13 protein-coding genes and 2 tRNA genes are annotated in these 14,094 nt (G+C 69.1%); 10 read left to right on the forward strand and 5 right to left on the reverse strand.

The annotated features are described in order from the left end of the window. Nucleotide 1: 1 nt before the first annotated feature. A complete protein-coding gene (locus ASG17_RS09005) occupies nt 2-1,114 on the reverse strand; it encodes a flagellar basal body P-ring protein FlgI (protein WP_082496217.1) in 1,113 nt (370 codons plus the stop codon). 186 nt (nt 1,115-1,300) lie between these two features. Here ASG17_RS09005 and ASG17_RS09010 point away from each other — a divergent pair, with 186 nt between their 5' ends. From ASG17_RS09010 to gltX, 3 genes are all read left to right on the forward strand, one after another. Next, on the forward strand, nt 1,301-1,726 hold the full coding sequence (locus tag ASG17_RS09010) for a flagellar assembly protein FliX (RefSeq protein ID WP_056102025.1): 426 nt from the start codon (nt 1,301-1,303) through the stop codon (nt 1,724-1,726). Between the two features lie 178 nt (nt 1,727-1,904). After that, entirely contained in the window at nt 1,905-2,339 is a 435-nt protein-coding gene (dksA, locus tag ASG17_RS09015; RefSeq protein WP_056102028.1) for an RNA polymerase-binding protein DksA, read from the forward strand. A gap of 79 nt (nt 2,340-2,418) precedes the next feature. Further along, nucleotides 2,419-3,768, forward strand: coding sequence for a glutamate--tRNA ligase (gene gltX / locus ASG17_RS09020; RefSeq protein ID WP_056102032.1), 1,350 nt, complete (start codon nt 2,419-2,421; stop codon nt 3,766-3,768). 24 nt (nt 3,769-3,792) lie between these two features. On the opposite strand, the gene ASG17_RS09025 is transcribed toward gltX, so the two are convergent. After that, the gene (locus tag ASG17_RS09025; RefSeq protein ID WP_056102034.1) at nt 3,793-4,089 is read right to left on the reverse strand and encodes a hypothetical protein; all 297 of its coding nucleotides are present in this window, start codon (nt 4,087-4,089) and stop codon (nt 3,793-3,795) included. A 190-nt stretch (nt 4,090-4,279) separates the two neighbouring features. Continuing rightward, a complete protein-coding gene (locus ASG17_RS09030) occupies nt 4,280-4,846 on the reverse strand; it encodes a TIGR00730 family Rossman fold protein (RefSeq protein WP_056102037.1) in 567 nt (188 codons plus the stop codon). Nucleotides 4,847-4,927: 81 nt separating this feature from the next. On the opposite strand from ASG17_RS09030, the gene ASG17_RS09035 reads away from it, so the two are divergent. Beyond that, entirely contained in the window at nt 4,928-5,701 is a 774-nt protein-coding gene (locus ASG17_RS09035) for a hypothetical protein (protein ID WP_056102040.1), read from the forward strand. A 124-nt stretch (nt 5,702-5,825) separates the two neighbouring features. On the opposite strand, the gene ASG17_RS09040 is transcribed toward ASG17_RS09035, so the two are convergent. Beyond that, a tRNA-Asn gene (locus ASG17_RS09040) sits at nt 5,826-5,900 on the reverse strand. A 78-nt stretch (nt 5,901-5,978) separates the two neighbouring features. On the opposite strand from ASG17_RS09040, the gene ASG17_RS09045 reads away from it, so the two are divergent. After that, complete coding sequence (locus tag ASG17_RS09045) at nt 5,979-6,800, forward strand: RNA methyltransferase (RefSeq protein ID WP_056102042.1); 822 nt, start codon at nt 5,979-5,981, stop codon at nt 6,798-6,800. A 211-nt stretch (nt 6,801-7,011) separates the two neighbouring features. Here the strand turns inward: ASG17_RS09045 and ASG17_RS09050 are convergent. After that, nucleotides 7,012-7,085 (reverse strand) — tRNA-Cys (locus ASG17_RS09050). Between the two features lie 114 nt (nt 7,086-7,199). On the opposite strand from ASG17_RS09050, the gene ASG17_RS09055 reads away from it, so the two are divergent. From ASG17_RS09055 to ASG17_RS09075, 5 genes are all read left to right on the forward strand, one after another. Then, nucleotides 7,200-7,826, forward strand: coding sequence for a protein-L-isoaspartate O-methyltransferase (locus ASG17_RS09055; protein WP_056102045.1), 627 nt, complete (start codon nt 7,200-7,202; stop codon nt 7,824-7,826). Between the two features lie 138 nt (nt 7,827-7,964). After that, nucleotides 7,965-9,509, forward strand: a complete 1,545-nt coding sequence (locus ASG17_RS09060; protein WP_056102048.1) for a TolC family outer membrane protein — start codon at nt 7,965-7,967, stop codon at nt 9,507-9,509. 178 nt (nt 9,510-9,687) lie between these two features. Then, complete coding sequence (locus tag ASG17_RS09065) at nt 9,688-10,305, forward strand: DUF2497 domain-containing protein (RefSeq protein WP_056102053.1); 618 nt, start codon at nt 9,688-9,690, stop codon at nt 10,303-10,305. A gap of 230 nt (nt 10,306-10,535) precedes the next feature. Continuing rightward, entirely contained in the window at nt 10,536-13,331 is a 2,796-nt protein-coding gene (locus tag ASG17_RS09070; protein ID WP_056102056.1) for a valine--tRNA ligase, read from the forward strand. Then, nucleotides 13,328-14,077 (forward strand): TlyA family RNA methyltransferase, encoded by a 750-nt coding sequence (locus ASG17_RS09075; protein ID WP_056102059.1) that lies wholly within the window; start codon nt 13,328-13,330, stop codon nt 14,075-14,077. Before ASG17_RS09070 ends, ASG17_RS09075 begins: the two co-directional genes overlap by 4 nt. Nucleotides 14,078-14,094 lie beyond the last annotated feature (17 nt).

Genomic DNA, 14,094 nt, shown 5'->3' on the forward strand with positions numbered 1-14,094 from the left:
CTCACATCACCTCGATGTCGGCCTGCAGGGCCCCGGCGGCCTTGATGGCCTGCAGGATGGAGATCATGTCGCGCGGGCTGACGCCCAGGGCGTTCAGGCCGTTGACCAGGGTGGACAGCGAGGCGCCGCCGTTCACGATCCGCATCTGACGACCCAGCTCCTCCTCGACGTTGACGGTGGAGTCCGGGACCACGACCGTTTGTCCGTTGCTGAAGGGCTCCGGCTGGCTGACCAGCGGGGTCTCCTGCACCGAGATCGTCAGGTTGCCCTGGGCGATGGCGACGGTGGAGACGCGGACGGCCTCGCCCATGACGATCACGCCGTTGACCTCGTCGATGATGACCTTGGCCGGGGCGTCGACGGCGACGGACAGGTTCTCGACGCGGCTGATGAAGCCGGCCATGTTCATCTGGGCCGGCGAGCGCAGGGTCACCACGGTGCCGTTCTCGGCGAAGGCGCTGTTCGGATAAACCTGGTTGATGGCGCCGGCGACGCGCTGGGCGGTCGTGAAGTCCGGGTTACGCAGGGTCAGGCGGACCTGGCTCATGTTGGCCAGCTGGAAGCCGGTCTCACGTTCGACCACGCCGCCCGAGGCGATGCGGCCGGCGGTCGGCACGCCGCGCGTGACCGAGGAGCCAGAGCCGCCCGAGGCCGACACGGCGCCGGTCTGCACCGAGCCCTGACCGACGGCGTAGATCTCGCCGTCCGCCCCTTGCAGGCTGGTGACCAGCAGCGTGCCGCCCAGCAGGCTCTTGGCGTCGCCCATGGTCGAGACCGACACGTCGATGCGCGATCCGGCCGTCGCGAAGGCGGGCAGGTCGGCCGTCACCATGACCGCGGCCATGTTCTTGGTGTTGGCGTTGGCGCCGCGGATATTGACGCCCAGTCGCTCCATCATCCCCTCCAGGGACTGTCGGGTGAAGGGCGAGTTGCGCAAGGAATCGCCGGTGCCGTTCAGGCCGACCACCAGTCCGTATCCGACCAGCTGGTTGGTACGGACGCCCTCGATCGAGGCGATGTCCTTGATCCGCGACTGCGCGTCGGCGGCGCCGGGCGTCAGGCACAGGACCGCCGCGGCGAGCGGGGCGAGAACGGCGGCTAGGAATCTTTGCATGGCGTGGGCCTGAAACAACATCTGCGCAATGTTCCGCATGCCAGAGCCGTGCCGCTGATAAAATCCAGCGAAAACAATGGAGGGGAGTGGCCGTGGCGTCGCAAGGTCGGCAGATTTCGCCGGGGCGTTAACCAAACGGTCAGTCCCTGCCGCCAAAGCTCCGGGAATGACTGGGAGCACGTTCCAATGAAGGTCTCAGGTCCGTCAGGCGCCGGGGCGACCCGTGCGGGAACGCCGGCCCGCGCCGCCGGCGCCGGTTTCAGCGTTCCGCAGACGGGCGCGGCGCCGGCCGCTTCCAGCGCTGCGCCCGCCAATGCGGCGTCGGGCATCGCCGGCCTGTCGGCGTTGATGGCCTTGCAGGGCGTGGAGACGGCGACCGAGCGGCGGCGTCGCGCGTTCCGGCGCGGCGCGGGTCTGCTGGACCGCCTGGACGATCTGAAGCTGGCGCTGCTGGCGGGCGAGAGCGGGCAGGCGACGCTGGAGCGGCTGTCGCGCGATCTGCGGGAGGACATGCCCGACGATCTGGACGCCGGCCTGGCCGGGGTGTTGCAGCAGATCGATCTGCGCGCTCAGGTCGAACTGGCCAAGGCCGAGGGCCGTTCGCCCCGTTGACACGAAATTCGCCTGTAGTTTCCGTAATTCACGCGGTCAGAGTGATGAGGAAATGTCACGTCGTGGAACAGAGACCAAGCTTTGCCGATCCTGAACGCGCGAACGGCGTTGCGGGGACTCGCCGCTCTCCATATACCGCGATCGTGTCCAGGGGGGCGTGACTATGAGCGTGGGTGCGATGAACGCATTGGCGTCTAAGGCTTTCGAAGCGCCGGTCGTGTACCGGCCGTCGGACGCCGAACCGTTCATGAATGAACGTCAGCTGGCCTACTTCAAGGCCAAGCTTCTGGCCTGGAAGGACGACATCCTGCGTGAATCGCGCGGCACCGTCGTCAATCTGAAGGCCGAGACCGAGAACCATCCCGACCTGGTCGATCGTGCATCGTCCGAGTCCGATCGGGCGCTGGAGCTTCGGACCCGTGACCGGCAGCGCAAGCTGATCTCCAAGATCGACGAGGCCCTGCGCCGGATCGAGGACGGCTCCTACGGCTTCTGCGAGGACACCGGCGAGCCGATCGGCCTGGGACGACTGGAGGCCCGGCCGACCGCGACCTTGTCGGTCGAGGCACAGGAACGCCACGAACGCCGCGAACGCGTCCACCGCGACGACTGACGCGGACTCGGCCCGCTCTAGCTTGACTTGAGGCGCCTTGAGGGCGACCTACGCGCCTCGATTTCGAAGGCCGCCTCTCATGTCCGTCAAGGTTCGTTTCGCCCCGTCGCCCACGGGCAAGCTGCACGTCGGCAACGTCCGCACCGCGCTTGTGAATTGGCTGTTCGCGAAAGGGCAGGGCGGGCAGTTCGTCCTGCGCATCGACGACACCGACGTGGCGCGCTCCACGCCTGAGTTCGAGCAGGGCATCGAGGACGACCTGCGCTGGCTGGGCCTGGTCTGGGACCAGCGCGAGAACCAGTCCAAGCGGTTCGACCGTTATGAGGCCGCCGCTGCGAAGCTGAAGGCCGACGGGCGGCTCTACGCTTGCTACGAAACGTCCGAAGAGCTGGATCGCCGTCGCAAAGTGCAGCTGTCGCGCGGCCAGCCGCCGATCTACGACCGCGCGGGCCTGGCGCTGACCGACGCCGAGAAATCAGCCTACGAGGCCGAGGGCCGCCGTCCGCACTGGCGCTTCAAGCTGGAAGGCCGCCGCGTCGCCTGGGAGGACCTGGCGCGCGGCCATGCCGAGGTCGACACGGCCTCGATGTCCGACCCGGTCCTGATCCGCGAGGACGGTCTGTTTCTCTACACCTTGCCGTCGGTGGTGGACGACATCGACATGGGCATCACCCATGTGATCCGGGGCGAGGATCACGTCACCAACACCGGCGCCCAGATCGACATCTTCGAGGCGCTGCTCAAGGATTCTGGGGGCGGCCCGACGCCCGGTTTCGCGCACATGCCGCTGCTGGTCGGTGAGGACGGCTCGGCCCTGTCCAAGCGGCTCGGCTCGCTGTCGATCAGCGACATGCGCGACCAGGGCTATGAGCCCATCGCCATCACCAGCCACCTGGGCCGCATCGGCACGTCCGACCCGCTGGACGTCGCGCCGTCGATCGAGGCGCTGGGTGAAGGGTTCAGCTTCTCCAAGATGGGCCGGTCGCCCGCGCGCTACGATGTCGCCGACCTGGACCGTCTGAACGCCCAGGCGCTGCATGGTCTGTCGTACGCCGACGCCCAGCCGCGTCTGGCGGCGGCGGGCGCCGACCTGGGCGAGGCCTTCTGGGATGTGGTGCGACCGAACCTGCAGAAGTTCGCCGATGTGTATGAAATGGCGCGGATCGTCGTCGGCCCGGTCACGCCGGTGATCGAGGATGCGGCGTTCGCCAGGGCCGCACTGAATCTTCTGCCGGAGGTGATCGACGCGGGCGCGTGGTCGGCCTGGACCCAGGCGGTGAAGGAGCAGACCGGCGCCAAGGGCAAGGCCCTGTTCATGCCGCTGCGTCTGGCGATCACGGGGCAGGCGCACGGGCCTGACATGGCGATGATGGCGCCGCTGATCGGGCGGGAGCGCATCGCCCAGAGGTTGGCGGGCGAGACGGCCTGAGCCGCCTCGCCGCCGTTCGGCTGATCAGCCGGCGTTGCAGGTCGCCAGATCGGCGTCCGACAGCGTGACGCCCTTGTAGGTAAAGGCGCTGACCGCGCCGAGACGCGCCACCGCACGGCGGCAGGCGCGCGTGGCCGGCTGGCTGGCGCCGCCCGTGGCGGTGCAGGTGGCCCCCTCGCAACGCCAGGCGGCGCCGTCGATGACGGTGGTGCGGCTCGGCGCCGTGGCGGCGTCCGCCAGCGACAGAGTGGTGGTGGTCGAACTTTGGGCGAAGGCGGGGGCGGCCGCGAACAGCGCGGCGGCGATCAGGAAGGCGCGCATGGCGGATCTCCGATAGGAAGTGCGTCCACAATCAGGACGCACCACTTGTCCGTTTTCTATGGAAACTGTCAAGCGCCCGTCTCGAAACGCAACTCAGCCGGCCGCCTGACCGGATCACTGTTTACTTATCGGCGATCACTTTGCAACCGCGAGCTTAGCGACGGCCCGTCCGGGTGAGGCTGGACAAACCTCAGGCCGAGAGCGCCAGGGCCTCTTCCACAGAGCCGGCGACCTGCCACAGGCCGACCAGGTCAGCCGGGTTCATCCGCTCCTCGACGCTGTGGCGCATGTGGGCGAACAGGTCGTCCCAGTAGCCGTCGATGTTGAGGAAGATCACCGTCTTGGGATGCAGGTCCAGACGCTTCCACGACAGCACCTCGATCACCTCTTCCAGGGTCCCGATGCCGCCGGGCGCGACCACGAAGGCGTCTGACTGGTCATACATCAGCTGCTTGCGCTCGTGCATGGAGGTGACGACCACGGTCTCGACCTCGTCGAACAGGCGCTCACGGCTGCGCAGGAAGCCCGGCATGATGCCGACGACCCGCCCGCCCGCGCCGTGCGCCGCCCGTGCCGCCGCGCCCATCAGGCCGACGCCGCCGCCGCCATAGACCAGCCGCCACCCGCGCACTGCCAGACCCTCCCCGAACGCCGCCGCCGCCTCGGCGTAGACCGGGCGCGCGCGGTCGGACGAACCGCAGAACAGGCAGACGGAACGGCCCTCGAACGGGGCGACGGCGAAGGCGGGCTGGGTCATGCGGGCTCGGAGAGGTCAGCGAGACAGGATCGTCGCGGTAAGCTAACGGTGGCCGGCAGCCATAATGGCTCCGGAGTTCGGATGAAACGTCCTATCGCGCTGACGACTGCGCTCGGCGCCGCCCTCTGCCTGACGCTGGCGGCTTGTGGACGCGGGGACGCGGAGGCGGACGCCAAGGGGGTCGAGCCGGACGCCTGGCCCTCGCCGCCGGCGGTTCGGGCGGTGCTGCTGGACGGCCGGACACTGGTGATCCGAGGGGTCAGTTCGCCGGCGGGTCGCGTGGTTCTGCGACAGGCGGCCGGCGAAGGCTTCGCCGTCACGGCCGACGACCAGGGCCGGTTCGAGATCCGTCTGCCGCGTCCGGCGGGCGACCTGATCCTGGCGCCGGAGCTGCAGATCGGTCAGGACGCCGCCGAGGCGCCCCAGACGCTGGTCGTGCTGGGGCAGGGCGCAGGGCCTGTCGCCCTGCTGCGACCCGGGCAGGCCGCGCAGCGGCTGAACGGCGGCGGCGCCCTCGGCGCGGTCGACAGCGACGGCGCGGTGCTGGTCGCCGGCGGACGGGCGCCGGCCGGATCGCCTGTCCAGATCGAGGCTGGGGGGCGTTCTTTGCAGGCCGTGGCGGATGCGACCGGTCATTGGACAGGGATGCTCGGGACCGTGACGGGACCCCAGCGCATCGTCATCGACGGCCGGGGCTATGATTACCCCGGCGCGGTCAGCGCATCGGGCGGGGCGCCCGTTTCGATGCGCGCCGGGCAGGGCTGGCGAATCGTCTGGTCCTTGCCGGGCGGCTCCGGCCAGTCGACCTGGCTGCCGGACGTGAATGATTCACCGATCGTTAACCAAACCGGCTGATTGATCGGGCGTCTTCTTCGAGGACACCCACCATCACCAAACCTGTTTCGCCCGGCGCCCGCGCCGGGCTTTTTTCTTGCCGATCCGGCAAGAGGCGCGCGTGACGATGCCTGTGGAAGGCCGATGGCTCCGCGGGTAGGATTCGAACCTACGACCAGCCGATTAACAGTCGGCTGCTCTACCACTGAGCTACCGCGGACCAGTGCTCGGGAGGCGGGCCTATAGCAGCGGGTCTTCGTGAAGCGCAACGGATAAACTTGAGGAAAGGGCGTCGTTCGTGACGGTCACCACCATCGATCGGCCGGATGACCCGCGCATCGCCGCCTTTCGCGACATCCGCGAGCGCGACCTGACGGGCCGCGAGGGGCTGTTCATCGCCGAGGGCGCTGTGATCGTGCGGCAACTGGCGTCGTCCCACGCCCTGGCCGGGCCTCGCAGCCTGCTGCTGGCCGCAAACAGGGTCGAGGCCATGCGCGATGTGATCGAGGGGCTGGAGGGCCGGGCGCCCGTCTACGCCGCGGAGCAGGGTGTGCTGGATGCGATCGCCGGCTTCGCCCTGCATCGCGGCATCCTGGGGCTGGGTCAGCGGCCGCCGCGCCACGGCATGCAGGCTGTTGTCCCCAGCGAGGCGGCGCCGGCCCTGGTGCTGGCGGCCAGCGGCATCGGCAACCACGACAACATGGGCGGCCTGTTTCGAAACGCCGCCGGCTTCGGCGCCGACGCTGTCGTGCTGGACGAACGCTGCTGCGACCCGTTCTACCGCAAGGCCATCCGCGTTTCGGCCGGGGCCGTGCTGCGAACGCCGACGGCCTATGCGGGCTCGGCCGGCGCGATGGTGGAGGGGCTGATGGACCAGGGCTTCGAAGTCGTCGCCCTGACGCCCACCGGCGGCGAGCCCCTGTCGGAAATGATCGCCGCGCCGCGCACAGCCGTGCTGGTGGGATCGGAGGGGCCGGGGCTGGAGCGGCGCGTGATCGAGCGGTGCCGCGCGGTTTCGATCCCGATGGCCGCCGACTTCGATTCGCTGAACGTGGCCACGGCTGCGGCGCTGGCCCTGCACCACGTAGCGGCCGAGCGTAGCCGATCACCGGATCGTTAGCGCGTTAACGCATTATTCGCCTTGATGAATGGGCGGAATGTGGCAGCTTTGCGCCCTGTTTGCGTAACGGGGGCGTCGCATGAACATTCTCAACTTTATCAGCCGCAACGCGCGGGTCGCGGTGGTCGTGGCCATCGGCCTGGGCGCGCTCAGCGCCGCGGGCGCCATCGGCTGGCTGACCGCACCGGTCTAGTTTCCAAGAGAAGCGCGCTGGAGGCCTGACCCGGAATCGAACCGGGGTGCACGGATTTGCAGTCCGCTGCGTAACCACTCCGCCATCAGGCCGCCGAGACCCGAGAGGGCCGCGAAGGCGCGTCAGCTATCAGATCGGATTGTCGCCTGCAACGCGCGGTCCTATAAGCGGCGCCAATTCATTCGTTGACGCAGGATCGCCGCCCCATGGACCACGCCGCCGCCCGCAAGGTCATGGTGGACAGCCAGGTCCGGGTGAACGACGTCACCGACCGCGCGCTGCAGGCCGCTCTGCTGGACACGCCGCGCGAGCGTTTCTGCGCGGACGATCAGGCCTACGCCGCCTATGCCGAGGTCGCCCCGGTCATCGCCGGCGACCGCCGCCTGATGCAGGCCCGTGAAATCGGCAAGCTGTTGCAGGCCTGCGACGCGCGCGAGGGCGAAACCGCCCTGTGCATCGCCGCGCCCTACGCCGCGGCCGTGCTGGCCCGCATGGGCCTGTCGGTGACCGCCCAGGACACGGACGCCGTCTTCGCCGTGGCGGGGGAGGGGCTGGACGCCTCGAACGTCACGCGCGCGCCGGGGGACTTGGCCCAGCCGATCGGCCAGGACTGGGACCTGATCGTTTCGGAGTGCGCCGTCGCCGTTCGCCCCACCGCCTGGCTGCAGGCGCTGAAGGTCGGCGGCCGCCTGGCCGTGGTCGAGCGGCCCGGTCGCGTCGGCAAGGCCGTGCTGTACGTGCGGGGCCAGAGCGGTTTTTCGCGCAAGGAATTGTTCGATGCGGCGCCGTCGCTGCTGGCGGAACTGACGCCGGCCCCCACATTCGCGCTGTAAGGCGAGAAACGCGACGCCGTCCGCGACGGATTTGCGCGCGCGCCGCGTGAATAAAACTTAACTGGCGTACGGCGTCGCCTTCTCCCATCACGCCGCACAGTGGGATGGCGCGTCTGCGGCGCGCGACAGGATATTCAGATGCTCATTCGTTCGCGCGCGCTGGCTTCGGTCGCTCTGGTCGCCCTGGCGGCGACGGCTGTCGGGACGCCGGCATTCGCCGAATCGCTGCAGGACGCCATCGCCCTGGCGTACCAGACCAACCCCACCGTCCTGGCCCAGCGCGCCAACCAGCGCGCCCTGGACGAGAGCGTCGTTCAGGCCCGCAGCGGCCTGCGCCCCACCGTCAGCGTGTCCAGCAGCGCGGGCTACAGCCGCAGCGACTATCCCGACTCGACCACCCTCACCGATCTGGACGGCGACGGCATTCCCGAGACGTCGGTGACCGTCCCGGCCGGCTCGACCGACAACACCTCGGGCAGCGTCGGCGTCAGCCTGAGCCAGAACATCTGGACCGCCGGGCGCACGGCCCTGGGCATCAACGCCGCTCAGGCCAACGTCCTGGCCGGGCGCGAGAACCTGCGCGACATCGAGCAGTCGGTCCTGGTCTCGGTCATCCAGGCCTATGTCGTGGTCATTCGCGACATGGAGATCCTGCGCATCCGTCAGGAAAACCTGGGCGTGCTGCAACGCCAGCTGGACGAATCCAGCGCCCGTTTCGAAGTGGGCGAGATCACCCGCACCGACGTGGCCCAGTCCGAGGCCCGCCTGGCCCAGTCTGAAGCCGATCTGGCCAGCGCCCAGGCCCAGCTGTCGTCCTCGCGCGCCAGCTACGCCGCCATCATCGGCCAGGCGCCGACCGATCTGGTCGCGCCGCCTGCCTTGCCGGGCGTTCCCACCGACTTCGACGCCGCGCTGGACGTCGCCCTGGCCGAGAACCCGGGCGTTCGCGCCGCCGGCTATCAGCTGCAGGCCGCCGAGGCCGGCGTAGCGCAGGCGCGCGCCGAGTATCTGCCCAGCGCCCGTCTGTCCGCCTCCTACGGCGGCTCGACCTCCAGCCTGTCCAACCTGGATGAACTGGCCGATCGCCGCAGCTTCTCGACCACCGCCTCCATCTCGGTGCCGATCTTCACGGGCGGCCTGAATCGCTCGCGCGTCGCCCAGGCGCTGGAACAGGCCAACGCCGCCCAGATCGGCGTCGAGGGCCAGCGCCGGACCGTGCTGCAGGAAACCTCCAGCGCCTTCGCACAGGTCGCGTCCAGCCGCTCGACGGTCGCAGCCGGAGAGGAAGCCGTCCGCGCCGCCACCGTCGCCGCCGAGGGGGTCCGCCAGGAAGCGCAGGTGGGCCTGCGCACCACGCTGGACGTGCTGAACCAGGAACTGGAGCTGCGCAGCGCCCAGGTCACCCTGGCCAGCGCCCGCGCCAACGAATACGTCGCCCAGGCTCAGTTGCTGGCCGCCATGGGCCGTCTGGACGGCCCGACCTTGGCGCCGTCGGTCGAGCGCTATGACCCGGCCGCCAACTACGATCGCGTCCAGTATCGCGGCGCCCTGCCGTGGGACGGCATCGTCGAGGCGATCGACCGGATCGCCGCCCCGCCGATCGTTCCGGCCAACGACGCCGTCGACGCCCCCGTCGACGCCCAGCTGAAGAGCGAAGTCATCCAGACGGCGCCGCGCAACTGAGCGGGCCGGACTTAACCAAGCGGGCGAAAAACGCCCGTTGATTCCGGCGAAGGTAGATGCGACGACGTCTGACAGGGGGCGGTCCGTCGCTGGTTCGCCTCAAGATGAAGCCCGACACGCCTCTTTGCGTTTTCTGGCGGACCCACTTGACCACGGCTTATTCGACCAAGGCTCGCGCATGACCGACCAGCCCGCCCAGGAACCCACCATGGAGGAAATCCTGGCGTCGATTCGCCGGATCATCTCCGAGGACGAGGCCCCGGCCGAAACCGCGCCGGCCGCCGCCGCGCCTGAGCCCGAACCGTCGCCCGCCTTGATGGACGAGACGCCGTCGGTTCAGACCGCGCAGGCTCCCGAGGAAGACGTCCTGGAGCTGACCGACCGGTTCTCGCCGGCGACCGAAACCATCGGCGATCTGGACGTCAGCCCGGCCGAACCGGAACCGGCGCCCGAGCCCTTCCCGGAAGAGCCGAGCCAATCTTATTTTGCGCCGGAAGAGCCCGTGACCGCCACGCCCGAACACCCGTCGATCCCGACGCCGTCGTCCAGCTATGACTCGCTGGTCGGCGACGGCCCCGCCGCCAGCGCCGCCAGCGCGTTCGCGGGCCTCGCCGCCTCGTTCCGCAAGCCTGAGCCGGTGGAAATCGCGTCGGGCGGCGTCGGCCCGACCATCGACGATCTGGCCCGCCAGCTGCTGCGCCCGCTGCTGAAGGAATGGCTGGACGCCAACCTGCCCGGCATCGTCGAGGCGGCGGTCAAGAAGGAAGTCGAGCGCATCGCGCGCAACGCCGGCTAGCTCTGGACCGTACGACCCACTAGATCACCAGGGGCGGCTCCGGACGGGGCCGCCCCTTTTGCTTACTTTCGTCATCCCCCGACTTGATCGGGGGACGAGGCGGCGCCGAAGGCGATCTTGCCGCCGGCATCGCACTAGACACCTTCGCGCTCTCGCGCGCCGCCTTGTCCCCCGGTCCGTTGCGCGGCCGGAGGATGACGAATGAAGATTGCACCACCTGAGACGACCCCATGCTTGAGAAGACCTTCGAACCCCAGGCCGCCGAGCCCCGCCTCTATGCGCAGTGGGAGGCGTCGGGCCTGTTCGCGCCGCGGACGGAAGGCGCGCAGGGCGCCTATTCGATCGTCATTCCGCCCCCGAACGTCACCGGCAGCCTGCACATTGGGCATGCGCTGAACAACACGCTGCAAGACATCCTGGCCCGCTACCACCGCATGAAGGGCAAGGCGGTGCTGTGGCTGCCGGGCACGGACCACGCCGGCATCGCTACCCAGATGGTGGTCGAGCGTCAGCTGGCCGCCGCCGGCAACGCCGGTCGCCGCGACATGGGCCGTGAGGCCTTTATCGAAAAGGTCTGGGACTGGAAGGCCGAGAGTGGCGGGACCATCGTGCGTCAGCTGCGCCGCCTGGGCGCGTCCTGCGACTGGTCGCGCGAGCGCTTCACCCTGGACGAGGGGCTGAACGCCGCCGTCCGCAAGGTCTTCGTGCAGTTGCACCGCGAGGGGCTGATCTACCGCGACAAGCGGCTGGTGAACTGGGACCCGCATTTCCAGACCGCCATTTCGGACCTGGAGGTCGAGCAACGTGAGGTCGACGGCGCCTATTGGCACTTCGCCTATCCGCTGGCGGACGGCGTCACCTACAAGCACCCCGTCGCGTTCGATGACGAGGGCAAGGCGACCGAGTTCGAGACCCGCGACTATATCGTCGTCGCCACCACCCGGCCCGAAACCATGTTGGGCGACACGGGCGTGGCGGTGCACCCGCATGACGAACGCTATGCCGGGCTGGTCGGCAAGTCGGTCGTGCTGCCGATCACCGGCCGCCGCATCCCCATCGTCGCCGACGACTACGCCGATCCGACCAAGGGCTCGGGCGCGGTGAAGATCACCCCGGCGCACGACTTCAATGACTTCCAGGTGGGCAAGCGGGCGGGGCTGCCGTCGATCAACATATTGAACCAGTTCGGGGCCATCCTCGACTGGAAGGACACGCCCACCGGCCTGGACGAAACCCAGGACCAGTTCGAAGCAGAGACGCCCGAGTTCGTCGTCGCCTCGATCCCCGCCGAACTGCGCGGCCTAGACCGTTTCGCGGCTCGGAAGGCCATCGTCGCCCGCGCCGAGGAAGAGGGCTGGCTGAAGGAGATCGAGAAGACGAAGCACGTCGTTCCGCACGGCGACCGCTCGGGCGTGGTCATCGAGCCTTGGCTGACGGACCAGTGGTACGTCGACGCCCACACCCTGGCCCAGCCGGCGCTGCGGGCCGTGGAGCAGGGCGACACGCTGTTCGAGCCGAAGTCGTACGAGAAGATCTACTTCGAATGGCTGCGCAACATCGAGCCGTGGTGCATCAGCCGCCAGCTCTGGTGGGGCCACCGGATCCCCGCCTGGTACGGTCCGAATGGCGAGATCTATGTGGCCGAGACCGAGGAAGACGCCCGCGAGCAGGCGATGGCGGACTACGGGTCCGAGGTCGCCCTGACCCAGGACGAGGACGTCCTCGACACCTGGTTCTCGTCCGCCCTGTGGCCGTTCTCGACTATGGGCTGGCCCGAAAAGACCGAGGATCTGGAGCGCTTCTATCCGACCAGCGATCTGGTGACGGCGGCGGACATCATCTTCTTCTGGGTCGCCCGGATGATGATGATGGGCCTGCACTTCATGGACGGCGAAGTCCCCTTCAAGCGGGTCATCATCAACGGCCTGGTCCGCGACGAGAAGGGCCAGAAGATGAGCAAGTCCAAGGGGAACGTCATCGACCCCCTGGGCATCATCGACGAGCTGGGCGCTGACCCGCTGCGCTTCACCATGGCCATCCTGTCGGGCACGCGCGACATCAAGTTGTCGAAGCAACGCATTGAAGGATATCGCAACTTCGGCACCAAGCTATGGAACGCCGCCCGCTTCAGCCAGATGAACGAGGCGCGCCGCATCGAGGGCTTCGACCCCGTCACGGTCGAGCAGACCATCAATCGCTGGATCCGCGGCGAGCTGACCAAGGCCGAACGCGCCGTGTCCGAGGCGATCGAAGGCGGCCGGTTCGACGACGCGGCGGGGGCTCTGTACCGCTTCGTCTGGAACGTCTTCTGCGACTGGTATCTGGAGCTGGCCAAGCCGGTCTTCAGCGGGGCCGACGAGGCCGCCAAGGCCGAGACGCGGGCCATGACGGCCTGGACCCTGGACCAGACGCTGAAGCTGCTGCACCCGGTCATGCCCTTCATCACCGAGGAGCTGTGGGCCGAGCTGGGCAGGGAGGGTCCGGCTCGCGAAGGCCTGCTGATCGGCGCCGAATGGCCGGTGCTGCCGGACAGCTTCATCGACGCGGCGGCCGAGGCCGAGATCGGTTGGCTGGTCGATCTGGTCGGCGAGGTCCGGGGTCTGCGCGCCGAGATGAACGTGCCGCCGGGCGCCAAGCCGCCGCTAACCTTCGTCGCGCCGGATGCGGTTACGGCCGCACGGATCGCCCGCCACCGCGACCTGATCCTGACCCTGGCCCGCGTGTCCGACATCGCCACGGCGGCGACGGCGCCCGAAGGGGCGGTGACCTTCGTTTCGGGCGGCGCGACCGCGGCCCTGTCGCTGGCGGGCATCATCGATCTGACCGCCGAACGCGCGCGACTGGCCAAGGAAATCGCCGCCTTCGACAGCGATATCGGCCACGTCATGAAGAAGCTGGGCAACCCCAACTTCGTCGAGCGCGCGGCCCCCGCCGTCATCGAAGAACAGCGCGCCAAGCTGGCCGAGGCCGAGGCGGGCAAGGCGCGGCTTCAGGCGGCGCTGGCGCGGATCGAGGCCCTGGCGTGACCGCCATCGGCCCGCGCGTCCGGCTGGACCAGTTGCTGGTCCAGCGCGGACTGGTCGAGAGCCGGGCCAAGGCGCGCGCGGCGATCGAGGCGGGCGGCGTGACCATCGACGGCAAGCCTGCGCGCGCCGCCTCGCAGATGTTCGAGGACCACGTCGTCCTGACGGCCGTGGACGCCCACCGATTCGTCGGGCGCGGCGCCTTGAAACTGGACCATGCCCTGACCCTGTGGCCGGTGGCGGTGGAGGGCCGGGTGGTGCTGGACATCGGCGCCTCCACCGGCGGCTTCACCGAGGTCTGCCTGGAGCGCGGGGCCGCCACGGTCTTCGCCGTCGACGTCGGCTTCGGCCAGATGCACGCGCGCATCGCCGCCGATCCGCGCGTGGTCAATCTGGAGCGCAGAGACGCCCGCGATCTGACGCCCAACCTGATTCCCGACGCGCCGCAGCTGATCGTCTGCGACGCCAGCTTCATCGGCCTGGCCAAGGTGCTGCCGGCCGCGCTGGAACTGGCCGAGCCCGGCGCCGATCTGGTCACCCTGGTGAAGCCGCAGTTCGAAATGGGCAGCAGCGCCGAGATCGGCCGGGGCGGCATCGTGCGCGACGCCGAGGCGCAGGAGCAGGCCCTGGCTCGCGTTAAGGACTGGCTGGCCGCCGAAGGCTGGTCCGTTCGCGAAACCACCGACAGCCCCATCACCGGCGGCGACGGCAATCGTGAGTTCCTGCTCTGGGCGCAGAAGGCGGGCTGAGACTCGCTATTCGGGCC

It is taken from the genome of Brevundimonas sp. Leaf363 (genome assembly GCF_001424025.1).
Classification (GTDB): domain Bacteria; phylum Pseudomonadota; class Alphaproteobacteria; order Caulobacterales; family Caulobacteraceae; genus Brevundimonas.